Source organism: Dyella dinghuensis (assembly GCF_003977615.1).
Lineage (GTDB): Bacteria > Pseudomonadota > Gammaproteobacteria > Xanthomonadales > Rhodanobacteraceae > Dyella_B > Dyella_B dinghuensis.
In genome coordinates this window covers 654,923-678,011 of record NZ_RYZR01000007.1, presented here as the reverse complement: position 1 = coordinate 678,011, position 23,089 = coordinate 654,923, and the positions used below count along the sequence as shown (strand labels likewise).

The following is a 23,089-nucleotide window of genomic DNA, read 5'->3' as shown; positions in this document are numbered from 1 at the left end:
TGAAGGACATGGCAATGTCGACGATGAAGACGGCTTACAACCCAGGAACGATACGCACCATGGGAACGAACATTCGCACGCAACCGTTTTTTGCACGCCATCACCACGTGCGTGCAAACGGCAATGCCGGCTTTACGCTGATAGAAATAATGATCGTCGTGGTGATCATCGCCATCCTCGCGGCCATTGCGATTCCTATCTATCAAAAGCAGGTGCAGGAATCGCGGCGCACGGCGGCGAGAACGGGGTTGCTCGACCTGGCCAGTCGTGAAGAACGATATTTTTCGACCAACAACGCTTACACATCAAACCTGGACTCGCTGGGTTATCCAGGCGGTGGCACAAGCTTCACTGTGCCTAACAATACGCCGTCCTCGGATTACTACACCATTACGGTCACGATGGCCAACGCGAACGCCAACTTCACGGCAACGGCCACACCGATCTCAAACAGCACTCAGAAAACGGATGCGTGCGGAAACTTCACCATCACCGACACGGGCATTCAAGGAAATAGCGTCACACCGAACACCGGCTGCTGGTAAGTTTTTCCCGAACCTCGGTGGCGTGAACCATCGGTCCCAGAAGTACAGGCATTCGCTCGACGCCCAAACAACAGACGCCACCTAATTGGTGGCGTTTTGTTTTTCGGGAGCTGGCGCGGCCACGGGACAGAAATTCCTCACAAGACATCCACAAACCAGGGACCATAGCCAGCCACCGCTATTGCGCGGATAATCGACAGCCCTCGAAACCTACGCGGCTGTGCAATGTTCGTACCGGGTCAACGCTGGATATCCACTGCCGAGCCGGAGCTTGGTCTGGGCACCGTGCTACGCGTCGAAGGACGTGGCGTGCAGGTGTTGTTCGCCAAATCGGGCGTCCTGCGCCCTTATGCGGTGGATTCGGCCCCTCTTGTGCGTGCGGAATTCCGCGCGGGGCAGCGCATTGCCGGCAAGGGCATCGCCTTCCTTGTGGAGCGCATTGAGGAACGTGAAGGCCTGCTGGTCTACCGCGGCGAGGGTCGCGAGCTGCATGAAGGGCAGCTGGATGACGAGCAGAGCGTCAGTCAGGCCGATGATCGGCTGATCGGCGGCCGCACCGACGCCGTGCAGCACTTCGAGTTGCGCCTGGAAGGCCTCAAGCGCCGTGCGGACGCGCGTCGCTCGCCTAGCTGGGGCCTCGGCGCCTCGCGCATCGGCCTGGTGCCGCATCAGCTGCGCGTGGCGGGGATTGCGGCATCACGTCATCCACCGCGCGTTTTGCTTGCCGATGAAGTGGGGCTGGGTAAAACCATCGAGGCGGGCATGGTCATCGCTCGCCAGATTGCCACCGGACGCGCGTCGCGCGTGCTCGTGCTGTTGCCCGATACGCTGGTTTATCAATGGTTCGTCGAGCTATTGCGGCGCTTCAACCTCAGCTTCGCCATTTACGACGAAGAACGCTGCGAAGCGCTTGAGCTGTCCGATCCCTCGCATAACCCCTTCGATGACGAGCAGCTTGTCATCGCCGATTTCAGCTTCCTCGAGCACAGCCCGAAACACGCCGCGCAATTGCTGGACGCGCGCTGGGATCTGCTGGTGGTCGATGAAGCGCATCATCTGGCGTGGACGCCGGAAGCCGCCAGCCCCCGCTACACGCTCGTCGAAAAGCTTGCGGCGATCACGCCGGGGGTCATCCTGCTCACGGCAACACCTGAGCAGTTGGGCCGTAGCGGGCATTTCGCGCGTCTGCGTCTGCTCGATCCGCAACGTTATCACAACCTCGACACGTATCTTGCCGAGTCCGAACAGTTCCAGGCGCTCTCACGCGTTGCCGACAAGCTGCTGGAGCGCCAGTCGCTCGACAACACCGAGCTCGAACAGCTCAAGCAGGCCTTTGAAGGCGATGCGTCACTGCAAGCGTGCCTCGCCGATACGACCAAGCCCGAACACAGCCGCGAATTGCTCGCTGCCTTGATCGATCGTCACGGCACCGGGCGCTCGATGTTCCGTAATCGCCGTGCAGGTATCGGCGGTTTTCCCAAGCGTCTGCCGCAGTGGGAATTGATCGAAGCGGACCATTTGGATGAGAGCACGCGTCAGGCGCTGCTCGCGGAATTTCACGCCGATATCCAGCAGCCCACGCCCGTGATGGAACTCGACTACGCCAGCGATCCGCGCATCGACACGCTGGTCGCATTGCTGGAACGCCATCCGCAAGACAAGTTTCTGCTGATCTGCCGTAGCCAGGCGAAAGTGCTTGCGCTTGAAGAAGCCTTGCGCACGCGCACGGGTGCCGGTATCGCGCGCTTCCACGAAGGCCTTGGCATCATCCAGCGCGATCGCAATGCTGCGTATTTCGCACAGCCCGATGGTGCGCGCTTGCTGATCTGTTCGGAGATTGGTTCGGAAGGACGCAACTTCCAGTTCGCACATCGCCTTGTGCTGTGGGACTTGCCGCTCGATCCGGACCTGCTCGAACAGCGCATCGGCCGCCTCGATCGCATCGGCCAGCAGCATGACATCAGCATTCACATCATCGCCGCAACCGACAGTGCACAGCACGTGTTGGCGCGCTGGTATGACGAAGGTGTGGATGCATTTCGCACCAGTCCCGCCGATGGGCGCGAATTGCTGCGCCGCTTTGGCGACACGCTGTCGCGCCTCGCCGACGAGCACGCACGCGGCGACGATCAACGCGATCAGGAACTGGACGTGCTGCTCGCCGAAACGCGCAGCGCTCACGAACAGATGGCCGAGCTGATTCGCGCAGGCCGCGATCACCTGCTCGAACTGGCATCCAGCCGCGATTTGCACGCCGACGACCTGGCGCAGGCGTTTCGCCGTGAGGAAGACGATCCCTCACGCGATGCATTCCTGCAGCGCCTGCTCGAATCGTTCGGCATCCACGCCGAAGAACTCGGCGGCAAGGTAATATTGCTCGATCCGCAATACCTCTCGACGGATGCCCTGCCCGGCTTTGCCGAAGGCCCGGTATCCGTGACCTTTGCGCGCGATGTCGCACTGGCACGGGAAGATCTCCCGCTATTGCGAATCGATCATCCGATGATCATCGGCGCGCTCGACCTGGCACTCTCCAGCGAGCGCGGTAACGCCGCTTTCATGGTGGATGACGGACTGCCACCACGCAGCGCCCTGCTGCAAGCGGTCTACGTGCTGGAATGCGTAGCAGATCGTAGCCTCGATGCAGAGCGGTTCCTGCCGACTCAGCCCATTCTCGCGACGATCGACACTAAACTCGCCGAACGCGCAAGCTTTCAACCTAGCGATGCATCGCTACGCCGCGCGGCCGATCGCAATATCGAAGTGCCGCGCTATCGCAAATTCCTCGCCAAGCTTGTGCCGCCCATGCTTGAGAAAGCAGAAGCGGCGGCGGCATTGCGTGCGCAGAGCAGCATTGCCGATGCGATCAACGAAGCAAGGGAAACACTCGACGCCGAAGTGGCACGTTTGCACGCGTTGCGCGCGGTGAATCCATCGATCAGCGAGGGTGAGATCGCTGGTGCCGAACACGAGCGGTCGGCTTTGCTTGGCGCTTTGCCGCAAGCGCGCCTGCGACTGGATGCCGTGCGCTTTGTCGTCAGCGCAGATTTCCTCGCGTTGCGTTGAGCAACCATGGATGACCTTCTCTCCTTAGCCGGAGAGAAGGCGCGTCAACGCAGCAAACGGCGCTTGGGTTTGATCGGAAATTTTCCGCGCCAATATTCGATCATCAGGAACCCGCCCAACATGCCGCCAAGATGGGCGAAGTGGGCGACATCGGCCTGACGGCCGGTCACGCCCAGCACCAGTTCGATCGCGCCGTAGCCAATCACGAATAGCCACGCCGGTATCGGAATGGGCAGGAACATCAGCATCAGCTTTTCGCGCGGATACAGCATGCCGAAAGCGAGCAGAAGCCCGAAGATGGCGCCGGACGCACCCAGTGTGGGTGCAAAGCCGTGAGTGAAGTATTCCACCACCACGAGCTGGGCCAGCGCCGCGAAGATCGAGCAAACGAAGTAGTAGATGGTGAAATTGCGCGAACCGAACGTCTGCTCAATCGTGCCGCCGAACATGTAGAGCGCAAACATGTTGAAAAAAATGTGCTGAAACCCGCCATGCATGAACGCATAGGTGACCAGTTGCCAAGGCCGGAATCCAACCGATATCGCGCTGCCGTCGTCGCCCTGAAAAACGTGATCAGGCCCCAACGGCCACAGCGCAAAATGCTGGATCAACGGTCCGTTCATCACCTGCTGCAGCAGGAATACAGCAATGTTGGCGATCAGCAAGTAAAGCGTAACGGGCGGCAGGCGCGTGGGCATGGAAACCTCACCAAGGGATATGCGTAGTATCGATGACGCGCTGCCTAACAAAAAGGCCACCGCGTGGGTGGCCTTTCATGTCGCTTCGCAACGGCGATGAATCAACCGTTGTGCGTACCCGAATCAATCGAAGCCATAGCTGCCGGGCGGCGTGCACCGGCGAAGCGCTGCGACCAGTAGCTGTCGGCGAGGCTGTCCACGCGCACCGATTCACCACGACGCGGCGAATGGATGAAATGACCATCGCTCAGGTAAATGCCGACGTGTGACACACGGCCCTTGCCATGACGACCTGCGGTGCGGAAGAACACCAGATCACCCGGCTGCATGTCATTGCGGGCAACGGTATGACCAATCATGAACTGCGATGCCGAATTGGTTGGCAGCTGCAAACCAATGGCGTGCTCGAAGACGTAACGCACGAAACCGCTGCAATCGAAACCAGTGGACGGATCGTGGCCACCGCGCACGTAGCGCGTGTGGCGCAGATCCATCGCCAGACCGATCAGCGTGTCGCGCAGATCGCGCGCCAGCTGGGTGTCGCTGGAAACATCGGTAGCGGCAGTCTTGTCGGCGGTATCAGCGGTGTCGGCCTTGGCAGTCGCCAATGCACCAATCGGCAGCTGCGTGGGCAGTGCGGCTTGGGCGATGGTGGAAGCGGGCGTGAAGGCGTTAAGCGGACTCAGCAACGACGAAGAGATCTTTGCGGACACTTGAGCCTGGAGACCACTGTCGACTGTGGCAGCCAGGGCTGGTGTGGAAAAGCACATAGCCGAGGCTAGCGCGGCGAGTACAAGTCGCGTTTTTGGCATGTGGGTTGAATCTCTGGGCGGTTACTTGTCCGACCGTCGCCCCCTGCGGCGGCCGTGACTAAGGAGTGAAGGTAACAAAGCACTCCGCCCAGCATGTTCGGATGAAGTTAACTAAACCCCATCGTTCTAGAATTCGTCACGGCTTAAGGATGCAACATAACACCATGAATTAATTAAATAAAATGCGCACCTAAAAAATTCGCGAGCGTATGGCGTTCAGAATTTTTCGTGATTTTTACGCTGAAATTTCGACGTGGCGCACATTTCAGTGGGGTTACCGCTTACCAAAAACAGCTGTTCCGACCCGCACTTCCGTGGCGCCTTCAGCAATTGCCAGCGGAAAATCGCCACTCATACCCATCGAAAGCCGGGGTAGCACGTGGCCCTTGGCTTCGCATTGGTCCCGTAGCTCCCGTAGTTGACGGAAGCAGGCGCGCACCTCGTCGGGATCCTCCGAGAGCGTCGCCATGGTCATCAGGCCGCGTACGCGCAGGGTGGGATAGGCATGGAGCTGGTCGAGAAACGCAGGCAGCTCTGCGCCCGGCAGACCGTACTTGGATTCCTCTTTGGCGGTCTTCACCTGCACCAGGACGCTCAGGCGGCGGCCGATGCTCTCCAACCGACGGTGCAAGGCGTCCGCCAGTTCAAGGCGATCGAGCGACTGCACCTCGCTGGCCAGCCTCGCCACATCCTTGGCTTTGTTCGTCTGCAGGTGGCCGATGACGACCCACTCGATCGTGTCGTCACCCAGCGCCTCGGCCTTTTCCTTGATTTCCTGGACCTTGTTTTCGCCGAACCGGCGCAGGCCCATCGACATCGCGGCACGGATCACATCCACGCCGAAGGTCTTGCTCACCGGCAGTACGGTGACATCTGCCGGATTACGCTTTACCGCACGACAGGCTTCGTCGACACGTCCAAGGACTGCCGCCCAATTGGCCGCCAATTGCGCGGTATCGATCAACGCATCATCCCCTCGCCGCCTGTTCGTAATGACGCGCCACCACGTCGGCGACCACCATGGTGACCTTCTTGCCGGTCGGGATGTGGATGAATTCGTTCGGACCGTGCGCGTTGGAGTGAGGGCCCAGCACGCCGGTAATCAGGAACTGCGCCTGCGGGAATTTGCTGCCGAGCATCCCCATGAAGGGAATCGAACCGCCCTCGCCCATATACGCGGCCGGCTTGCCGAAGAAGCGCTCCGACCCGTCGGCCACGGCGTTTTCCAGCCACGGGGAGAGCTGCGGTGCATTCCAGCCACTGCCGTCTTTTTCCAGCTTGAAGCTGACCTTGGCGCCGTATGGCGGATCTTTTTCAAGCAGCTGCTTCACGAACTCGCCCGCCTTCGCGCCATTGAGCGTAGGTGGCACGCGCAGACTGAGTTTCACCGCCGTCTTCGGACGCAACACATTGCCGGCACTTTCCAGTGGCGGCATACCTTCCGCACCGGTGACGGCCAACTGCGGGCGCCAGGTGCGATTGAGCACCAGCTCGGTGAGGTCATCCGTCACCGGATGCATGCCTTCGACAAACGGAAATTTGGTGTAGATCTCTTTACCGAGCACGCCAGCGGAAATTTTCGCCTGATCGATACGCTGCTGCGGAATCTCTGCGTAGAGCTCTTTGGGCTTGATGCGGCCGGTTTCCGGGTCTTCGAGGCGCGAAAGCAAATCGCGCAGAATGCGGAAGCTCGATGGCACCACGCCGGATGCATCGCCAGAGTGCACGCCTTCTTCCAGCACCTGCACCGTCAACTCGCCACCGGTCATACCGCGCAGCGATGTTGTCAGCCACAACTGTTCGTAATTGCCGCAACCGGAATCCAGGCACACCACCAGCGACGGATTGCCGATACGCGATGCAAGATGATCCACGTAATAGGGCAAGTCGTAGCTGCCCGATTCTTCGCACGCTTCGATCAGGATCACGCAACGTGCGTGCGGAATACCCTGCTCTTGCAGCGCCAGCAGCGCAGCGAGCGAACCGAAAATGGCATATCCGTCGTCGGCGCCGCCGCGGCCGTAAAGCTTGTCGCCCTTCAGCACGGGAATCCACGGACCGAGGCCTTCCGACCAGCCCGTCATTTCCGGTTGTTTGTCCAGATGACCGTACAACACAACCGTGTCGTCGTTCTGCCCCGGCACTTCGATGTAGATCAGCGGTGTGCGCCCTTCCAGCCGCACCACTTCAAGTGTGGCGCCGGGCAACGCCGGCAGCTTGGTGCGCGCCCACGTTTCCATCAGCTTGACCGCCGCGTCCATGTGGCCGTGCGCGACCCAGTCCTTGTCGAACATGGGCGACTTGTTCGGAATCCGGATGTAGTCCATCAGCTGGGGCACGATTTCAGCGTCCCAGAGATCGCTGATGTAGCGGGTCAGACGGGGGGTATCCATCGGGACTCCATCGACAAAGTGAAAGGGTGATTCTACCAGCCTGACGTTTCGTGCCTGTCTACGTGTCGCGGGCCACTTACTCACACGTTCAGCGGCTTGAGCCGACGACGCACGGTGCCGCCTGCGTCATCGCAAGAACGTGATCGTCCGACTGCGCGCAAAAACCGCGCTGGCGCAAAGTGCTGGCGCGGCATGGGACGTGCCGCTCATTCATCGACCAAGGAAAATCACGACATGTTCAAGAAGATCCTCGTTGCTGCCGTATTGGCCTTCACGCTTGCCCTGCCCGCTTTTGCCGCAACACCCGTCAACATCAATACCGCCGACGCGGCCACCATCGCCAGCGCGCTGGATGGCATCGGCCTGTCCAAGGCGAAGGCCATTGTGGCTTTCCGCGAAGAACACGGTCCGTTCAAGAACGTTGACGATCTGACACAGGTCAAGGGCATCGGCGCGGCCACCCTGAAGCGCAATCAGGACGCCATCCTGCTCACCGGCCAAGGCGCAACGCCTGCCGAAGCCGCCGCCTCCAAGGCCAAGCACCCCAAGAAGCCCAAGGCCGCAGCGGCCGATGCAACCGGGGGCTGAGCAGCCCGACACAAACGGGTACGGCCCATGGCGGGCCGTACCACTTGCGAATACACTCCGCGCGGACCCCAATGCCCAGGCAAGACTGCGCCATCATGATTGTCCCGCGTTACCGCATCGATGCTTCACGAATCACTGGCGCCGGGAAAGGGCTGTTTCTCGAAGAACCGGTGAGTGCCGGGCACATCATCACGGCGCCTGACACCATCGATAAGACGTTTCGCTTGAAAGAAGTCCTTGCGCAGCCGGATTTGATGTATGCCAGCGCACGCTGGTTCGAAGACCGTTACACCGTCTCGCCCGATTGGCCGGACGAGTGCTACATCAACCACAGTTTTGAGCCCAGCGGCTTGTGGCATCTGGGTTTTGTGTTTGCCATGCACGACTTGCCTACGGGTACAGAAATCACCGTGGACTACCGGCATCTGCTGCCGCCGGGGCAAGAGGAAGACTTTATCGATACCGCCACGGGTGAGAGAATCGTAGGTCTGTCCTGGTACGAGAGTCTGATGACGACCACTCGCGCACTGGCCCATGTGCTGGATAGCGCAAGCCTCACTGACTGATCCGAAATGATCACTATCCCTACCATCGAAACATCACGTCTTCGCCTAACGGCGCTCAACGAACGCCATTTCGACGACTACGCGGCCATGCTGGCTGACCCGGACAGCACCCGCTGGATTGGCGACGGCTTACCGCTCGATCGCACCAACGCGTGGCGTTCGCTGGCCATGTTGATTGGTCACTGGCAATTGCGCGGTTACGGCATGTGGGCGCTGGAATTGAAGGCCACAGGTGAATTCATCGGCCGCGCCGGCTTGCTGCATCCGGAAGGCTGGCCCGATGTCGAAATGGGCTGGATGCTCAAGCCCGACCATCGTCACCATGGCTACGCCACCGAAGCCGGCACCGCTGTGCTGGATTACGCGTGGGAACACCTGCACATGCAGCGTGTCATCAGCCTGGTGCGCGTGGGCAACGATGCATCCGATCGCGTCGCCGAACGCCTCGGCGGTGAGCACATCGAAGACATTCACTTCTTCGGCAGCGAAAATCACGTCTTCGCTTACTACCCACCACATCGTCAGTCGCGCCGCGCCATTGCATGAACAGGCTGCGCCCCGTGCCGGTCGCATCGTTGCGCACCGAAGCGTGGGCCAATGGCGCAGGCACGACGACCGTCATCGCCAGCGGACCGCATGAGACGAACTGGCAATGGCGGCTGAGCATCGCCGACATCACCCAGGACTGTACGTTCTCCGCTTACCCGGGCACGCGACGCCAGATCGTCGCGCTGGATGCGCCACTGACTCTGCATTTCAGCGATGGCCGCAACGTCGAACTGCTGCGTTTGTCCGGCACGCACTTTGATGGCGCCGATACACCGAAGGCCTCGCTACCGGAAGGTGCCACGCGCGCCTTTAATGTGATGTTGCGCGGTGGTGCGCACGGTGAAGTGATTGCGCGGCCGCTCAACGGCAGCATGTGGTTGCCGGTGCGCGAGCAATCGTGCTGGTTCGCCCACTTGCTTGCCGGCCGTGCGGATGTGCGTGTGGACGATGGCCGCGAAGCGCTGGAACCGACCGACAGTATCTGGATCGATGCGCTGCCTGGCGAGCGCGTACGGATCGAAGGCGCTGGCGAGTTGGTGCTGGTCCAACTCGCCATCACGCATTGACGTTTATCGATATTCCGCTTGCGGTTTGGCGACCACGATAGACCGCGCCACGTCGGCCAATGCAAACAGACGCGCCGTACGCATCCAGCCAATCGCGAGGACGATAAGCTGGCTCAGCACGAGGGCGAACAGAAACCCGAGCGCACCGAATGCGGTGACGTGAATACGCGCCATGCTAAACACTGCAGCAATCAGCAAGCCGATCAGCGTCACGACCAGGTAAAACACCACCGTCCATAGCGGCCGCCGGAACACCTGTCTAAAACCGCGCCCCAATGCACGCGTGGCGGAACGCAGTCCCGTGTCGGCAATGAATGCCGCACGCGCCGATTCCACAATGAGTTGCGCCAGCACAAACACAATCAGTAGAACCCAGTGAGCGATGCTGTGATACGTATCGACCTGTGATTCCAGCACGGCTTGTTCGGAATGCTTGTCGACCATATGCATGGCGACCGAAGCCACGCCCAGCACGACGGCATACGGCAACAAGGACCAAAGCATGACGCGGAACATGCGGCCGTACTCGACAAAACCGCTCTGCAGCAACGCACCGAAACCAAGCGCGCGTCCCGCACGGCCACTGCCCACGATCATGCCGTTGAGAAACGGCGATAGCAGCAATGTCGTTAGCACGCCGATGGTTGCCGTCGCGCCAAGCCAGCCGGGATGTTTCATCAGCGACGCAATCGTGTCGTTAAACATCGTGGCGTTAAAGTTTTGCGCCCAGTCGTCTGCATGGATGGAGTTATCCAGCAAACCGCCAAGCATATGCCGCAGCGGCAACGCGACGATGGTTGCCGGAATAAGCATGATGACCAGCCAAAGCAGCAGCAGACGCCACTGCACGGCAGACGCCATGGCAGACAGCACAGAACCAAACCCGGTCGAACGAGCGTTGTTGGAGGCCATTACAGTGTCTCCAGCAGGGAGTAGAAAGTCTGCACGACAGCAGCGACGTCGGCGGTCCAGCGCCGCGAGGCGGCTCCGTTCGGTTCGGTCGTCAGGCTGTTGTTGAGGCGGTTGTGGTCCAGAAGATTGTGCTTATCCGGATCGAGTTCGGCGGAAACCACTTTGCCCGGCTTGATGAAATCGAAGCGCACCCAGCGACGATCGTCGTTCCACGTGATGTCTTCGTGCGTGCCGTCTTCATACGTCACACGCAATACTTCCGGCGCGGCAACGCCGTCACGAATGACCGTCACCGTGTTATGCCACGGGAACGGACCCGGCGCGCCGGGTTTGGCATCCGGATGCGCCTTTTTCCAGTCGTCGCGTTGCTTATCGATCTGTTTGTCCAGATCCGACGCAACAACTTCGGTCGCTTTGCCATCCTTCCACGTCACGCCCGCTTCGGGCAGCACTTCGTAGGTGTCGATGGCATCCACGCGATCGTCCATCTTGCCGGTGCCGTAGACGTATTCGCTGAAAATCGCATCGACATCGCGCGCATTGCCCGAGCTATCAATCAGCGCCGCGCGGAAATCGGCCACCGACGGATGACGGAAACGCCACCGCTGGTAATAGAGGCGGAACGCGCGCTCCAGTACCGGTGTGCCAAGACGCGCTTCCAGATCGTGCATGGCCGTTGTCGTACGCGAGTAGACCGTACCGTAGCTGGTACCCGACAAACGATCCCAGCTGTTCTGCGCAAGCGGATCTGCCGGCTCGTCCAGCGTTGCCGTCGCACGCTCAAAATCGAAACCGCCGATATGCGGTGTAACGCCAAGCCATTTGGTGAAGCGATTGGCAAGCACCGCATCCTGATTGCGCTCGCGCAACATGCGGTTGTCCCAGAACTCGTTGAGCCCTTCATCGAGCATGGGTTCTTCGAATTCATTCGACGCAATCAAACCGTAGAAATAACCATGACCGAATTCGTGGATGTTCACGAAGTCGCTGGCCATTTGCGTTGCCGTGTCCGGCTCCACGTACGTGTACCCTTCGGACGTGAAGAAGGTGGGATATTCCATGCCACCCGCTTCTTCGGCGTTATACGGCGGAATAACCGCCGTCACCGTGTTGTACGGATACGCCCCCAATGTCTTGGAGAAATAGGCCACCGCGTCGATGGTCGACTTGAGCGTCGGCGCCGCAGACGGTTCGTATTCCGCCGGATAGATCACCCTGACGGCGACCTTCGGGCTACCAGGACCCGTGTACGTACCATCGAGCGTTTTGTAATCCTTGGCAGCCACCCATGCGAAATCGTGCACATCGCCCTGCACGAAGTGATAGGTGGTCTTGCCGTCTTTCTGTTCCGGCGTGCCTTGCATCTGACCGACCGCACCGACGGTGTAATCGCTTGGCACCGTCATATGCACATCGAACAAGCCGAAGTCCGCATAGAACTCGCTTTCGAAGTGGAACTCATGCACGTTCCAGCGCACCTGTGTGGCACCGCGTTCACCGGGCAATTCCAGCACGCCGATCTTGGGGAACCACTGGCCGATCAGATTGAAATTGCCAAACCAGCCCGTGCGCTCCACCACGCGCGGCAATTGGCTGATGAAATCGATATCCAGCGCAAGCGTGCCGCCCGCCGGAACCGGCCGGGCAAGATCGATACGCACCACGGTCTGATCCGTATCCGGACCGCCGTCTGGATGCACGAAAGTCCATTTCACCGGCGCGCCGTCCTGCTGCACGTTTTGCAGCCGAATCCCGCCCCACTGCCCTTTTTCCAGCACCGCGGCACCACGCGACGAACCATGCGCCGTAAGCACTCGGCGCTCGGTAAAGAACGTGCTGCCTTCGTTCTGGAACGCATTGAGATACAGATGGAAGTAAACACTGCTGACGTCGCGATCGCTGCGATTGCGCCAGGTCATATGTTCCTTGCCGGTGACCGCATGCTTCGCTGCATCCAGATCGGCATTGATCGTGTAACTCACCACGCGATCGGAAAGCGTCGGCTCGTTGCCGGTACGCTCGCCACCCCAAGCGTTCGGTGAACTTTGCTGGGTAATGATCGTGTCGTGTGCGGGCGCAAACGGTATGTCTGTTGGCACCGCAACACTCGACGACGCCGCAGGTTGCGGCTTGGCGGCATGCGTCGCCCCCTGTGCGCCAGCCTGACATGCCCACATCACCACCAACGCGGCGAGCCAGGGCCCACCCCTACCGATAGCAGACTTCATTGCCCCTCTCCCTCGAGATATTCGCCGAGACTGCGCCAAGCATACCGAAAGCGGCATCGGCCAAAGGTCACACACTACCTGACCCAAGCCGCTTTCTGCACAGCTTCGTGCAAGAACAAGCGGCTGTTTCATCGGTCCAACGCATTTGACTCGTCCGGTCGCCGCCCTTATCTCAACGAGGGCACGGCTGTGCTCATTTCACGGCAGGCGCTAAGCTGCGCGCATCCGGGCATGCAGTGTTCATGCACAACGTTGGAAGATACTGAAATCCATGGAAATACCCCGCTTTAGTAGACCAGGCCTGACGGAGCCCAGTAACTCATGCGTATCCTGATCGCCGAAGACGACCCCTCCATCGCCGCAGGCGTAAGCGCTGCGCTGCGCCAGGGTGGGCATGCCGTGGATCACGTATCCGACGGCGCACGCGCCGATGCCGCACTGAAAGACACACCTTACGATCTACTCGTGCTGGATCTTGGCCTGCCTGCGCTGGATGGCAGCGAAGTGCTGCAACGCGTGCGCAAGCGTGGAAGTGGATTGCCTGTGCTGGTGATCACCGCACGCGAAGGTTTGCGCGAGCGTGTGCGCGTGCTGGATCTGGGTGCCGACGACTACCTCGTCAAACCGTTCGCGCTGGCCGAGTTCGAAGCACGCGTGCGCGCATTGCTTCGCCGCTACACCACGCAAGGTGCACCGGAGTTGACGCTCGGCCGTCTGCGGCTTGATCTTCCCGGTCATCGCGCATGGGTCGACGAGACCCCGCTCGAACTCACTGCGCGCGAATTCGGCTTGCTCGAAGCGCTTGCTGCACGGCCCGATCGCGTCACCAGCCGCGCGCAATTGATCGAAGCGCTGTGCAGTTGGGACGAGGAACTCACCGACAACGGACTGGACATTGCCATCTACCGGTTACGCCGCAAACTCACCGATTCCGGCACACAGGTGCGCACCATTCGCGGACTGGGTTACCTGCTGGAAGAGGTCAAGCAGGCATGAACCACCGCACGCTGTTGCGCGAAGGGCGTCAAAGCCTGCGCAAACGCCTGCTGACCACGCTGCTCGTGCCGCTGACGGGACTGTTGATCTTCAACAGCCTGATCACCTATTTCGGCGCACTGATCTACGCGAATCACGTTCACGACGAGAGCCTGCTCAACGATACGCTGACCCTCGTGCAAATGATGGCGACCGAGAGTCCAGATGGCGGTGTCTCGCCACAGGCTCAGTTTTTGCTGGAATACGAACCGGGCGGACACAACTACTTCAGCGTCTTCAGCGCCAAGCGTGGCTTCATCGCCGGCAATCCCGTACTGCAACCGCCAGGCAAGTTATTTCCCGATGGCGACGACAGCGATCAGCCGCGTCTTTACGATGTGCAGATCGAAAAGCGTGCGTTGCGCGCCGCCAGCCTGGTCATGACCAACACGCGTGACCCCAGCGATCAGTTGCTCGTCACCGTCGCAGAAACACTGCGCGATCGCCACCAGGAAGCGCGGCAGATTCTTTTCCTCAGCATTCCCGCGCAAACGCTGCTGCTGCTTGTTGCCTTCGTACTGGTGTGGCTAGGTGTTCGCAAGGGGCTTCGTCAGCTCGATCCGTTGACGATGCAAATTGCCAGCCGAGAGCACGATCTCGCACCCATCGGCGATGAAAACGTACCCGCGGAGATTCTTCCGTTGACGCGCACCATCGATGGTCTCTTTGGACGTCTACGCGGCATGCTGGCCTTGCACGAACGCTTTATCGCCGATGCCGCGCATCAGTTGCGCACGCCACTGGCAGGCCTGAGCGTGCACGCCGAACGTGCGCAAGCCAGCTCCGATCCCGAAACCATTCGGGACGCACTGAACCATATCGAGCGTCTGATCCAGCGCGCTAACCGCACGTCCAGCCAGTTGCTCGCACTGACGCGCGCACAGACCACCGAACACGAAGCGGGCGATACGGAACCGCTCAATCTGGCCACCGTGATCCCCGAGCTGGTTGGACAACGCGTGCACGAAGCACTCGCTGCCGATGTCGATCTGGGTTACGAGGGACCGTCCGGTCCGTTGTGGATCGACGGCGATCGTCACCGCCTGCAGGAACTGCTGGACAACCTGATCGACAACGGCCTGCGTTACGCCGGACGCGGCAGCATGATAACGGTATCGCTTGCGCAGGAAGGCAATGAAATCTGTCTGGCCGTCGAAGACAACGGCCCAGGCGTGCCACCGGCGTGGCTGGAGCGTTTAGGCGAACGCTTCTTCCGCGTCCCGGGTGCTGAAGAAGCAGGCAGCGGTCTCGGGCTCGCCATCGTGCAACGCATAGCGGAATGGCATGACGGACGCGCACGTTACATGACTGGCAACGAGGGCGGCCTGCGCGTCGAGATCGTTTTCCCGATTATGCAAAAGCCATAAAAAAGCGGCGGTGCCTGAGCACCGCCGGGTTTGCCAGCTTCCCCTGCATGGGAAATTACGACAAGAACCGCACTCGGCTACGGACGTCTGGACGTCCGTAGCAACACATCACATCGCTTTCTTCGCCTTGGTCAGCAGCTGATCGAGCAAGGCAATGGCCAGATCGATCTCTTCGTGCGTGATATCCAGCGACGGAGCGAACGTAATCACGTTCTTGTACCAACCGCCCACGTCCAGCACGAGGCCGATCTTCTTGCCGTTATGCTCGAGGTCCCCAGCCAGGCCGATATCGACCATCTTGTCCAAGAGTGCCTTGTTCGGCGTGAAGCCATCGTCAGTGCAGATCTCGGCGCGCAGCGCCAGACCCAGACCGTCGACATCACCGATTTCCTTGTGGCGCTTCTGCAGATCTTTCAGCGCGTCGAGGAAATGTGCACCCTTCTCTGCCACGGTTTTTTCGTAGTTCAACTCGTAGCCCATCTTGATCACTTCAAGACCGAGCGACGTACCGAGCGGGTTCGAATTGAACGTGGAATGCGTGGAGCCCGGCGGGAAGATGGTCGGATTGATCATCTCTTCGCGCGCCCACAGACCCGACAGCGGATTGAGACCGTTGGTCAGCGCCTTGCCGAACACGATCACGTCCGGCGTCACGCCGAAATGCTCGATCGACCACAGCTTGCCGGTACGCCAGAAACCCATCTGGATTTCATCGACCACCATGAGGATGCCGTACTTGTCGAGCACCTTCTTGAGGTCTTTGAAGAAGTTCTTCGGCGGAATGACGTAACCGCCGGTGCCCTGAATCGGCTCGACGTAGAACGCGGCATATTCAGCCTGACCCACTTTAGGATCCCACACGCCGTTGTATTCGGTTTCGAACAGACGCTCGAACTGACGCACGCACGCATCGGAATATTCTTCCGGCGTCATGCCCTTCGGGCGGCGGAACGGATACGGAAACGGAATGAACATCGCGCGTTCGCCGAAATGGCCGAAGCGGCGGCGATAGCGATAGCTCGACGTAATCGACGACGCACCCAGCGTACGGCCGTGATAGCCGCCTTCGAAGGCGAACATCAGGCTCTTGCCGTTCTTGTAGTTGCGCACCAGCTTGAGCGAATCCTCAACCGCCTGCGCGCCGCCGACGTTGAAGTGCACGCGGCCCTTCAGGCCGAACTTCTCTTGCGCATCGACGGCAATCGTCTTGGCCAGTTCGATACGTGTCTGGTGCAGATACTGGCTGGCTACCTGCGGCAGCACATCGATCTGACGCTTCAGCGTGTCGTTGAGGCGCTTGTTGCTGTAACCGAAGTTGACGGCCGAGTACCACATCTGCAGATCGAGGAACGGCACGCCAGCGGTGTCGTACATCCAGCTGCCTTCACCATGACGGAAAATCTTCGGCGGATCGACGTAGTGAACCGTATCGCCAAAGGAGCTGTACTGCGCTTCGTCTGCAAGCAGCTGCGCATCAGGTATCACGCCGGTTGCGGCGTTCGGATCGTAAGCGTTCATTGGAAAACCCGAGAAGGGGAATGGATCAGAAGTTGGAAACAGCAGGCAATGCGTGCGGTTCGTGCTCGGCCAGCAAGGTGCCGTCGAGCAAACGGGGCAGCAGTTCGAGCGCATCCTCGAAGCCGGTAATCGGCACGTACGGAATACCTGCCGAACGGCAATGCTCAATCAGACGATGCTTGGCAAACACGAAATCGACGCGATCGGCAGCGCAGAAATCCGACGCACCATCGCCAATCAGAAGCGTCTTGGCACCGCCCGTGCGCGCCTGCGCAACACACGCGCATTTGCAGGTGCCGCTGCGGCAACCTTCGGCCTTGAACGGCGAGGTCAACTGCCACTGACGCGGCGGTGTCGCCGGTGCCAGATGATTCGCGGCCAGCGGCAGGTTATCCAGACCGTAGCGGCCCAGGATGCGATGAATGGCGTAATCGAGGCCGTCGCTAACGACCCGGATCGGCGTGTTCAATTCGCCAGCGCGCGCCACGAAGGCAGGAAAAGCGTGGTCGATCCACAGGCCATCCAGATGCGTGTCGAGTTCGTCGCGCTTCATGTCCAGCAGGGCAACCTGCCCACTCATGCACTCACGCGAACCAATGCGACCGGCGCGCCAGTCCTGCTCCAGTGCTTCCCATCCGGGACGACCGAAGCGGTCCAACAGCGAGTCGATCACGTCTTCGACCGAGATTGTGCCGTCGAAGTCGCAGAGGATGTTCCAGGCAGTCACGCAGACACTCCATCAAAAGTGACTGCCATCTTGGCCAGTACCCCCTTTCGGTCGCCTTTCCGGCCCCGCAAGCCCTGCGTAAGCAAGCCCATCAGCTTGGCCTAACCGGCTATGCTTACAGTTTGCACGCTCTCTTTTAACGGCCCGCCCTCCGTGCACGATTTTGCCTTGCGTAACACAAACCGCAGGAGCCGCCTTCAAACGGCCCCGCTGCGCCTGCTTCCCGCAGTGGTCATGGCCCTGCTGGTGGGCTGCAGCGCCGCGCCCTTGCCTGCCCTGAAACCGCCCGCACCCCAGACCTGGCGCAATGGCGCCGTGACGCAGCAAGACCCCGCACAACCCGACCTGCATAGCTGGTGGCTGGCCTTTAACGACCCCGCCTTGAACGATCTCGTCCAGCGCGCCCTGGCCAACAACCTGGACGTCGCTGCGGCGCGCGAGCGCATGCTTGCCGTTCGCACCCTCTATCGCCACTCCAACGATAAGTATCTACCCAGTCTGAAGGGCGATACGAACCAGGTGATCGAGCCCGATGCCAGTGCGTCGTATTTCATCGCCGGTTTTGACGCGCTTTGGGAAATCCCGTTCTTTGGTGCCCTGAAGAGCAATCGCCGGCTTGCCACGGGTCAACTGGACTCCGCCCAAGCGCAGCTGCAAAGCGCCGACGTGACGTTGGTTGCCGAGGTCGCACGCTGCTGGATCGAATTGCGCTCGGCGCAGGAACAGGCTCGCCTGCTGGCGGCCGTCCGCGATGCGGACCGTGAAAAACTGCAGCTGCTGCAAGTTCGCGTCAATCTGAAACTGATTTCACCCACGGACGTCGCTACCAGCGAAGCGGAACTGGCGCGCGCTGAGGTAGCACTTGCCGGTCCCGCGCGCGTAATCAATGCCAATGCGCAGCAGCTTGCCGTACTAGTCGGACAACCCGAACCCGATCCGTCGTGGCTCGTCGGCGGCACACAACCGCAGCTCGGCAACTGGCAGCTGACCAGTGCACCGGCCGACATGCTGCGCACACGTCCGGAAATCGCTAGCGCCGAAGCGGATGTACTTCGTGCCGCGGGCGAAGCCGGTTTGAGCCGCGCAGACATCTTTCCGCATATCGGCCTGGGCAGTTCGCTCGATTGGTCGTTGAACATTGCGCACAACCACCACATCCGTTCGAGCGAAGGCATTTTTTCGGTGGGCCCCGTTATCGACATGCCGCTGTTCGAATGGGGTTCGCGCGTCGCACAGGAACACGCGAAGAACCACGAGCTCACTGCGGCCGTTTACGCGTACCGCCAGGCCGTTCTGCAAGGTGTCGCCGAAGCGGAAACCGCGATGGGCGATTTGCAGATACTGCACGACCGTGAAGCGGCCGCCCAACAGGTGACGCAATCACTCGACAGCAACACCCTCGCGTTGCAGAAGCGCAGCAAGTTAGGACTCAGCAGCACGCTCGACGTGCAGGACGCACTGATCCAACAGCAGCAGGCGCAACTGGAGCTTGTGTCCGCGCGCACCGAACGCGATCTCGCTTACGTCTCGCTGTACAAGGCACTGGGCGGCGCACCGGTCCAGACGCCGGATGTTTCCGCCGACTACGATGCCCCTCGATTGAACGCCAGAAACAACGTCAAGCAGAGTGTCGACTGATGGTCGCTCTCGCGCGCAAGACGCTCGTCTATGAATGGCGACGGTTTCTGCCGGCGATTCTCGCTGTCGGATTCGCAAGTCTTCTGCAATTGCTGCAGGCGGCGCTGGTGCTGGGCATTTTCGGTAGCGCGAGCGTTTACATCACTGGCTCGTCGGCCGACTTGTGGGCCGGTTACCCCGGCACGCAGAGCGTCAATCTTGGACGCCCGATCAATGAAGATATTGCCATGCGGCTTCGCATGGACCCGGACGTCACCAAGGTCGAGCCGTTCCGCTGGGTCGACGCCGATTGGCGTGGGCCTCGCGATACAGGCGGCGTATCCGTGTTTGTGTCCGGTATCGACTCGCGCCCTGATGGCATGATGTTTTCACACGCATTGCCGCCCGCATTGCGTGCCCGATTGAACGAGCCCGGCGCCGTGATCGTCGACAAGGCTGACCTCGACAGCCTTGGCGTCAACATCGGCGATACCGCAGCGATCAACGGTCAGCGCGTCCGTGTGGTCGGCGTAAGCAGCGGATTGCGTGCATTGGGTGGCGTAAACATCGTTTCGTCGCTGGAAACGGCGCGCGTGCTGGATATCGATCCTGTAGATGCCGGCATGATGACATACTTCGTCGCGAAACTGCGCGATCCGTCCAAGGCCAGGATGGTCGCCAGGCGGTTGAACGGATCGGCTGCATTCGGCCCCTACAACGTTTGGACGGCCAAAGAGTTTGCACGGCAATCGCAAATCTACTGGATGCTCGATACCGGCGCCGGCGCCGGCGTGCTGTTTCTCGCGGGCATTGTGTTCCTGGTGGGCGCAATCATTACCAGCCAAACGCTGATTGCCGCCGTGATCGGCTCGATCCGCGAATACGCCACGTTAAACGCACTGGGCGTGGGCCGCGGCGCATTGCGCAAGGTGATCATGGAGCAGGCGTTCTGGGTGGGCGCGCTGGGCATGATCTGCAGCGTCGTCGTCGGCATCGTCTTGTTGATCGTCGCGCGCAACCGGAGCGTGCCGATGGAGCTGCATCCCTTCACCGCTGCGATATGCCTTGCATTGAGCATGGCTTTGGCGATTGTGTCAGGGCTGGCGGCAATGCGGATTCTGCGTCGCGCCGATCCGGCAAGCCTGTTGAGGTGACCATGTCGACACCTCACATCACTCCCAACGCGAACGTGACACTGCAGGCCAGCAGCGTCAGCAAATCGTTTGTTTCCGGCCGCGTTCAAAGCACCGTCTTGCAGAACCTCACACTCGACGTGCGCGGCAGCGAGTTGACGCTTATTTCCGGCCCATCCGGCTGTGGCAAAAGCACACTGCTCGCCATTCTCAGCGGTCTGCAACCTGCCGATGGCGGCAGCGTGCGCGCATTGGGGCAAGAACTAAGCGGCTTGAGCATCAACGACCTGGAATACTTTCGCCTGCAACACACTGGTTTCGTGTTTCAGGGCTTCAACCTGTTTCCCGCGCTCACCGCGCTGGAGCAGGTGGAATTGCCGCTGAGTTATATGGGCCTTCCCAAGGGCATGGCGCGAAAGCGCGCGGTGGAGTCGCTGGAAGAAGTCGGCCTCGGGTCGCGCATGCGTCTTCGTCCCACCGAACTTTCCGGTGGCGAAAAGCAACGCGTGGCCATTGCGCGCGCGCTCGCCAAACAACCCGAACTGCTTTTCGCCGACGAGCCGACCAGTGCGCTGGATTCGGATAACGGTCAGATCATCATCGACATACTGCACCGCATTGCGCGCAATCACGGCACCACAGTGCTGTGCGTCAGCCACGACCCTCGCCTCGTCGGCCACGCCGACCGCGTGCTGGCGATGGAAGACGGCCGAATTCTGAGCGACCATGTCCCGCCTGCGCCATCCAAAGCACCCGAGGCCAAGGAGCCTTCTGCATGAATCTGCGCCACCCTCGCCTTCCGCTTGCTCTGCTTGCCACTGTGCTGATGGCCGGTTGCTCGCACGATGAAGCGCCGGCGACGTCCCAGGCAACAACGCCGGCCTATGTCGCCGTTGCGCGCGGGCGCATCGATATCGAAGGCGGATTGCTCAAGCTGACGATGCCCAGCGAAGGCATCGTGCAAAGCGTGACTGTCCACGAAGGCCAGCATGTGCAGAAAGGCCAGGTGCTTGCGCAGCTCGATCTTGAACCTGCAAAGCTCGCCTTGGATTCGGCGGTCGCCGAACAGCAGCAAGCCAGTGCTCAGGCATCGGCGCTGGAAGAACGCGTGAAGTCCGCCGAACTGCGTGCCTCACGCTTGGAACAAGCGGCGCATGCTGGTGCAGGCGACATGCAGAGCGCGGATGACGCTCGCGAAAATGCGCAACAGGTGAAAGCGCAGCTGGATAACGCACGTGCTTCCGCCGCGCTCGCGTCGCAGAAAGTCGCCGCGTCTCGTTATCAACTCGATCTGCATACGTTGCGTGCGCCTGTCGATGGACAGATCGTGCAACGCATGGTTCAACCCGGCGCTTCGGTGTCGCCTGCGAGCGGCCCCATTTTTGTGTTTCTGCCCGACTCTCCGCGCATTGTGCGCGCCGAACTCAACGAATCCTTCGTCGGTGTCGTGCATGACGGCATGGCGGCCGAAGTGGATGACGACAGCGGCAGCGGCCTGGCACCGCTGAAGGCGCACGTGCTGCGCATTGGCAATGTGTTTGGCGCCAGCACGCTGGAAGACGATCCGCAGGTACGCGCCAATACGCGTTCGGTTGAATGCGTACTGACGTTTGATCAGGTGCCGGCGACGTCGTTGCGCATTGGTCAGCGTGTGTTGGTGAAGTTTGATCCGAAGTAACGGGCGTCACTAGCACGCGCCTTTTTGCTCGTCATTCCGGCGAAGGCCGGAATCCAGTGACGTCGGTGTCGAATCAGGCCTCGTGGCCACGTGACTCGCTTTCGTAGCAGACATCTCGGCGATAAGGCAGGTATTCAGCGGTGACGCCACTGGATTCCGGCCTTCGCCGGAATGACGAGCGGTTAAAAACTCAACGATCGTCGCGCGTCCAGATCAATCCGTCCTTCTCCATAACGGGAAAACGCGCAATCGGCTCATATGCCGGCGGACACGTCGGCATGCCGGTGCGAAGATCGAATCGCGCCCCATGGCGCGGGCATTCCACTTCGACGCCGATAATTTCGCCGCCCGCCAGTTCGCCGCCATCGTGCGTGCAGATATCTTCCACCGCGTACAGATCACCATCGACATTGAACACCGCAATGGCCGTATCGCCGTCCCAGACCACTTTGAATTCGCCGGGCAGCAATTCCGAACGCGTACCCACTTCCACCCATACCTCGCTCACGGCGCCACTCCTGAAAATTCCTTGATCAGCAATTCAAATCGCAAATCGTCGCGACGCGGAATGCCAACGCGTTCATCACCATAAGGAAACGGTTTGTATTCGCCGGTACGGCGATAGCCGCGCCGCTCGTACCATGCGATCAATTCGCTGCGCAGGTCGATCACCGCCATGTGCATGGCGCGGCACCGCCATGTCTCGCGAGCGATGCGCTCTGCTTCAGCCAAAACGTATTTTCCAAGTCCGTCACCCTGACAGGATGGATCGACGGCAAACATGCCGAAATAGGCCGAATCATCATGGCGCTCAAGATGACAGCACGCACGTAGCACACCATCCACGATCGCCAGCAGGATCACGCCATCGTCCGGCGAGACCAGCAACTCGGCCACCAGCCGAGCATCGGTTCGACGACCGTCCAGGAGATCGGATTCGGTGGTCCAGCCGCGGCGTCCGGATTCGCCGCGATAGGCAGACTCTACCAGCGCAACCACGGCGTCGACGTCGGCTTGCGCGGCAATACGGAACACAGGAGCGATGGCGGCAGTCATTCGCCAATGATAATCCGCAACCTGTGCGTTGTCCG

At 60.5% G+C, this 23,089-nt stretch carries 22 protein-coding genes; 12 read left to right on the top strand and 10 right to left on the bottom strand.

Annotated elements, in window-relative coordinates:
- Nucleotides 1–14 precede the first annotated feature (14 nt).
- Nucleotides 15–545: a type IV pilin protein gene (locus EKH79_RS19115; protein ID WP_199754358.1), complete on the top strand. Its 531-nt coding sequence runs from the start codon at nt 15–17 to the stop codon at nt 543–545.
- Nucleotides 546–770: 225 nt separating this feature from the next.
- Complete coding sequence (rapA, locus tag EKH79_RS16670) at nt 771–3,611, top strand: RNA polymerase-associated protein RapA (protein WP_126674941.1); 2,841 nt, start codon at nt 771–773, stop codon at nt 3,609–3,611.
- 44 nt (nt 3,612–3,655) lie between these two features.
- On the opposite strand, the gene EKH79_RS16665 is transcribed toward rapA, so the two are convergent.
- The 4 genes from EKH79_RS16665 to EKH79_RS16650 all read right to left on the bottom strand — a co-directional run bounded on the left by EKH79_RS16665 (nt 3,656) and on the right by EKH79_RS16650 (nt 7,514).
- Complete coding sequence (locus tag EKH79_RS16665; RefSeq protein ID WP_126674940.1) at nt 3,656–4,309, bottom strand: rhomboid family intramembrane serine protease; 654 nt, start codon at nt 4,307–4,309, stop codon at nt 3,656–3,658.
- A 101-nt stretch (nt 4,310–4,410) separates the two neighbouring features.
- The gene (locus tag EKH79_RS16660; RefSeq protein WP_126674939.1) at nt 4,411–5,121 is read right to left on the bottom strand and encodes a C40 family peptidase; all 711 of its coding nucleotides are present in this window, start codon (nt 5,119–5,121) and stop codon (nt 4,411–4,413) included.
- Between the two features lie 274 nt (nt 5,122–5,395).
- A complete protein-coding gene (locus EKH79_RS16655; RefSeq protein ID WP_199754371.1) occupies nt 5,396–6,082 on the bottom strand; it encodes a YggS family pyridoxal phosphate-dependent enzyme in 687 nt (228 codons plus the stop codon).
- A 7-nt stretch (nt 6,083–6,089) separates the two neighbouring features.
- On the bottom strand, nt 6,090–7,514 hold the full coding sequence (locus EKH79_RS16650) for a M20 family metallopeptidase (protein ID WP_126674937.1): 1,425 nt from the start codon (nt 7,512–7,514) through the stop codon (nt 6,090–6,092).
- Between the two features lie 234 nt (nt 7,515–7,748).
- Between EKH79_RS16650 and EKH79_RS16645 the strand changes: the two genes are divergently transcribed.
- The 4 genes from EKH79_RS16645 to EKH79_RS16630 all read left to right on the top strand — a co-directional run bounded on the left by EKH79_RS16645 (nt 7,749) and on the right by EKH79_RS16630 (nt 9,783).
- A complete protein-coding gene (locus EKH79_RS16645; protein ID WP_126674936.1) occupies nt 7,749–8,102 on the top strand; it encodes a ComEA family DNA-binding protein in 354 nt (117 codons plus the stop codon).
- 95 nt (nt 8,103–8,197) lie between these two features.
- Nucleotides 8,198–8,668: an SET domain-containing protein gene (locus tag EKH79_RS16640; protein WP_126674935.1), complete on the top strand. Its 471-nt coding sequence runs from the start codon at nt 8,198–8,200 to the stop codon at nt 8,666–8,668.
- Between the two features lie 6 nt (nt 8,669–8,674).
- A complete protein-coding gene (locus EKH79_RS16635) occupies nt 8,675–9,214 on the top strand; it encodes a GNAT family N-acetyltransferase (RefSeq protein WP_126674934.1) in 540 nt (179 codons plus the stop codon).
- Nucleotides 9,211–9,783, top strand: a complete 573-nt coding sequence (locus tag EKH79_RS16630) for a HutD/Ves family protein (protein WP_126674933.1) — start codon at nt 9,211–9,213, stop codon at nt 9,781–9,783. The genes EKH79_RS16635 and EKH79_RS16630 overlap by 4 nt, the downstream gene beginning before the upstream one ends.
- 3 nt (nt 9,784–9,786) lie before the next feature.
- Here EKH79_RS16630 and EKH79_RS16625 read toward each other — a convergent pair whose 3' ends face one another.
- Together EKH79_RS16625 and EKH79_RS16620 are read right to left on the bottom strand one after the other, a co-directional pair.
- Nucleotides 9,787–10,695 carry a hypothetical protein gene (locus EKH79_RS16625; RefSeq protein WP_126674932.1) on the bottom strand — a complete coding sequence of 303 codons (909 nt, stop codon included), beginning with the start codon at nt 10,693–10,695 and terminating at the stop codon, nt 9,787–9,789.
- Nucleotides 10,695–12,923 (bottom strand): M1 family metallopeptidase, encoded by a 2,229-nt coding sequence (locus tag EKH79_RS16620; RefSeq protein WP_233590365.1) that lies wholly within the window; start codon nt 12,921–12,923, stop codon nt 10,695–10,697. Before EKH79_RS16620 ends, EKH79_RS16625 begins: the two co-directional genes overlap by 1 nt.
- 321 nt (nt 12,924–13,244) lie before the next feature.
- Between EKH79_RS16620 and EKH79_RS16615 the strand changes: the two genes are divergently transcribed.
- Both EKH79_RS16615 and EKH79_RS16610 read left to right on the top strand, forming a co-directional pair.
- Nucleotides 13,245–13,919: a response regulator gene (locus EKH79_RS16615; RefSeq protein WP_126674931.1), complete on the top strand. Its 675-nt coding sequence runs from the start codon at nt 13,245–13,247 to the stop codon at nt 13,917–13,919.
- On the top strand, nt 13,916–15,325 hold the full coding sequence (locus EKH79_RS16610) for a sensor histidine kinase (protein ID WP_126674930.1): 1,410 nt from the start codon (nt 13,916–13,918) through the stop codon (nt 15,323–15,325). The genes EKH79_RS16615 and EKH79_RS16610 overlap by 4 nt, the downstream gene beginning before the upstream one ends.
- Before the next feature lie 108 nt (nt 15,326–15,433).
- On the opposite strand, the gene EKH79_RS16605 is transcribed toward EKH79_RS16610, so the two are convergent.
- Together EKH79_RS16605 and EKH79_RS16600 are read right to left on the bottom strand one after the other, a co-directional pair.
- Complete coding sequence (locus EKH79_RS16605; RefSeq protein ID WP_126674929.1) at nt 15,434–16,843, bottom strand: aspartate aminotransferase family protein; 1,410 nt, start codon at nt 16,841–16,843, stop codon at nt 15,434–15,436.
- A gap of 25 nt (nt 16,844–16,868) precedes the next feature.
- Nucleotides 16,869–17,570, bottom strand: coding sequence for an MtnX-like HAD-IB family phosphatase (locus tag EKH79_RS16600; protein ID WP_126674928.1), 702 nt, complete (start codon nt 17,568–17,570; stop codon nt 16,869–16,871).
- A gap of 234 nt (nt 17,571–17,804) precedes the next feature.
- On the opposite strand from EKH79_RS16600, the gene EKH79_RS16595 reads away from it, so the two are divergent.
- From EKH79_RS16595 to EKH79_RS16580, 4 genes are read left to right on the top strand one after another with little or no spacing between them, the layout of a single operon-like run.
- On the top strand, nt 17,805–19,208 hold the full coding sequence (locus EKH79_RS16595; RefSeq protein WP_233590364.1) for a TolC family protein: 1,404 nt from the start codon (nt 17,805–17,807) through the stop codon (nt 19,206–19,208).
- Nucleotides 19,208–20,341, top strand: coding sequence for an ABC transporter permease (locus EKH79_RS16590; protein WP_126674926.1), 1,134 nt, complete (start codon nt 19,208–19,210; stop codon nt 20,339–20,341). Before EKH79_RS16595 ends, EKH79_RS16590 begins: the two co-directional genes overlap by 1 nt.
- 2 nt (nt 20,342–20,343) lie before the next feature.
- Nucleotides 20,344–21,099 (top strand): ABC transporter ATP-binding protein, encoded by a 756-nt coding sequence (locus EKH79_RS16585; RefSeq protein ID WP_126674925.1) that lies wholly within the window; start codon nt 20,344–20,346, stop codon nt 21,097–21,099.
- The gene (locus EKH79_RS16580; RefSeq protein WP_126674924.1) at nt 21,096–21,998 is read left to right on the top strand and encodes an efflux RND transporter periplasmic adaptor subunit; all 903 of its coding nucleotides are present in this window, start codon (nt 21,096–21,098) and stop codon (nt 21,996–21,998) included. The genes EKH79_RS16585 and EKH79_RS16580 overlap by 4 nt, the downstream gene beginning before the upstream one ends.
- 190 nt (nt 21,999–22,188) lie before the next feature.
- On the opposite strand, the gene EKH79_RS16575 is transcribed toward EKH79_RS16580, so the two are convergent.
- Both EKH79_RS16575 and EKH79_RS16570 read right to left on the bottom strand, forming a co-directional pair.
- Nucleotides 22,189–22,506 carry a non-heme iron oxygenase ferredoxin subunit gene (locus tag EKH79_RS16575; protein ID WP_126674923.1) on the bottom strand — a complete coding sequence of 106 codons (318 nt, stop codon included), beginning with the start codon at nt 22,504–22,506 and terminating at the stop codon, nt 22,189–22,191.
- Nucleotides 22,503–23,054 carry a GNAT family N-acetyltransferase gene (locus tag EKH79_RS16570; RefSeq protein ID WP_126674922.1) on the bottom strand — a complete coding sequence of 184 codons (552 nt, stop codon included), beginning with the start codon at nt 23,052–23,054 and terminating at the stop codon, nt 22,503–22,505. Before EKH79_RS16570 ends, EKH79_RS16575 begins: the two co-directional genes overlap by 4 nt.
- Nucleotides 23,055–23,089: the final 35 nt, after the last annotated feature.

What these genes read in the sequence shown, in the direction of transcription:
- EKH79_RS16620 (WP_233590365.1), bottom strand. Translation starts at nt 12,923, where the DNA reads ATGAAGTCTGCTATCGGTAGGGGTGGGCCCTGGCTCGCCGCGTTGGTG.
- EKH79_RS16660 (WP_126674939.1), bottom strand. Translation starts at nt 5,121, where the DNA reads ATGCCAAAAACGCGACTTGTACTCGCCGCGCTAGCCTCGGCTATGTGC.
- EKH79_RS16585 (WP_126674925.1), top strand. Translation starts at nt 20,344, where the DNA reads ATGTCGACACCTCACATCACTCCCAACGCGAACGTGACACTGCAGGCC.
- EKH79_RS16605 (WP_126674929.1), bottom strand. Translation starts at nt 16,843, where the DNA reads ATGAACGCTTACGATCCGAACGCCGCAACCGGCGTGATACCTGATGCG.
- EKH79_RS19115 (WP_199754358.1), top strand. Translation starts at nt 15, where the DNA reads ATGTCGACGATGAAGACGGCTTACAACCCAGGAACGATACGCACCATG.
- EKH79_RS16590 (WP_126674926.1), top strand. Translation starts at nt 19,208, where the DNA reads ATGGTCGCTCTCGCGCGCAAGACGCTCGTCTATGAATGGCGACGGTTT.
- EKH79_RS16665 (WP_126674940.1), bottom strand. Translation starts at nt 4,309, where the DNA reads ATGCCCACGCGCCTGCCGCCCGTTACGCTTTACTTGCTGATCGCCAAC.
- EKH79_RS16630 (WP_126674933.1), top strand. Translation starts at nt 9,211, where the DNA reads ATGAACAGGCTGCGCCCCGTGCCGGTCGCATCGTTGCGCACCGAAGCG.
- rapA (WP_126674941.1), top strand. Translation starts at nt 771, where the DNA reads ATGTTCGTACCGGGTCAACGCTGGATATCCACTGCCGAGCCGGAGCTT.
- EKH79_RS16595 (WP_233590364.1), top strand. Translation starts at nt 17,805, where the DNA reads ATGGCCCTGCTGGTGGGCTGCAGCGCCGCGCCCTTGCCTGCCCTGAAA.
- EKH79_RS16650 (WP_126674937.1), bottom strand. Translation starts at nt 7,514, where the DNA reads ATGGATACCCCCCGTCTGACCCGCTACATCAGCGATCTCTGGGACGCT.
- EKH79_RS16645 (WP_126674936.1), top strand. Translation starts at nt 7,749, where the DNA reads ATGTTCAAGAAGATCCTCGTTGCTGCCGTATTGGCCTTCACGCTTGCC.
- EKH79_RS16610 (WP_126674930.1), top strand. Translation starts at nt 13,916, where the DNA reads ATGAACCACCGCACGCTGTTGCGCGAAGGGCGTCAAAGCCTGCGCAAA.
- EKH79_RS16635 (WP_126674934.1), top strand. Translation starts at nt 8,675, where the DNA reads ATGATCACTATCCCTACCATCGAAACATCACGTCTTCGCCTAACGGCG.
- EKH79_RS16640 (WP_126674935.1), top strand. Translation starts at nt 8,198, where the DNA reads ATGATTGTCCCGCGTTACCGCATCGATGCTTCACGAATCACTGGCGCC.
- EKH79_RS16570 (WP_126674922.1), bottom strand. Translation starts at nt 23,054, where the DNA reads ATGACTGCCGCCATCGCTCCTGTGTTCCGTATTGCCGCGCAAGCCGAC.
- EKH79_RS16580 (WP_126674924.1), top strand. Translation starts at nt 21,096, where the DNA reads ATGAATCTGCGCCACCCTCGCCTTCCGCTTGCTCTGCTTGCCACTGTG.
- EKH79_RS16625 (WP_126674932.1), bottom strand. Translation starts at nt 10,695, where the DNA reads ATGGCCTCCAACAACGCTCGTTCGACCGGGTTTGGTTCTGTGCTGTCT.
- EKH79_RS16615 (WP_126674931.1), top strand. Translation starts at nt 13,245, where the DNA reads ATGCGTATCCTGATCGCCGAAGACGACCCCTCCATCGCCGCAGGCGTA.